1 protein-coding gene is annotated in these 715 nt (G+C 73.1%); it reads left to right on the forward strand.

Annotation, left to right across the window (positions count from 1 at the left end):
- Nucleotides 1-113 precede the first annotated feature (113 nt).
- Nucleotides 114-715, forward strand: a 602-nt coding sequence (locus tag GVN67_RS29115) for an MFS transporter (RefSeq protein ID WP_160000777.1), incomplete at its 3' end; no start/stop codon positions are given.

Here is a 715-nt window from a genome sequence, read left to right on the forward strand (position 1 = left end):
GCCCCCGAACCCCCGCCGGGGGAACTGAGTTCCCCCGGACCCCCGCATTCTTAAACATATGGTCAGAAGACCGGACCTTGGCGCGACACCCCGCGCAGCGCAGCATCCCAACCATGGATACCTCACCACCCGACCCGCGCGCGGTGCAGCGCATGGTCGCGGTCTTCGGCCTGGGCGGCTTCGCCGGCGCCCTGGCCGGCCGCGCCCTCGACCCGCTGATGGGCGAGCTCGCCACCGACTTCGCCACGCCCCACGAGCAGGTGGCCCTCCTCGCCAGCGCCTTCACCCTGCCCTACGCCCTGATCCAGCCCATCCTCGGGCCGATGGGCGACAGCTTCGGCAAGCGCCGCATCATCGGCCTCTGCCTCGGCCTGCTCGCCATCATGCTCGCCGCCTGCGCCCTGGCCCCCACCCTCGACAGCCTCTTCGCCGCCCGCATCGCGGCGGGCCTGGCCGCCGGCGGCATCTTCCCCCTGACCCTCGCCCTCTTCGGCGACCGCGTGCCTTTGGCGCAGCGCCAGGTCGCCATCAGCCGCTTCCTGGCCTGCGCCATCCTCGGCCAGCTGGCCGGCGGCGCGGTCTCCGGCCTGGCCGCCCCCTTCATCGGCTGGCGCGGCATCATGGCCGTCTGCGCCCTGGCCGCCGCCGCCTCGACCCTGGTGGTCTGGCTCGATACCCGCCGCAGCCCGGCCCCTGTCTCTTATACACAGCTGAC

It is taken from the genome of Roseomonas sp. 18066 (assembly GCF_902706185.1).
Classification (GTDB): domain Bacteria; phylum Pseudomonadota; class Alphaproteobacteria; order Acetobacterales; family Acetobacteraceae; genus Pseudoroseomonas.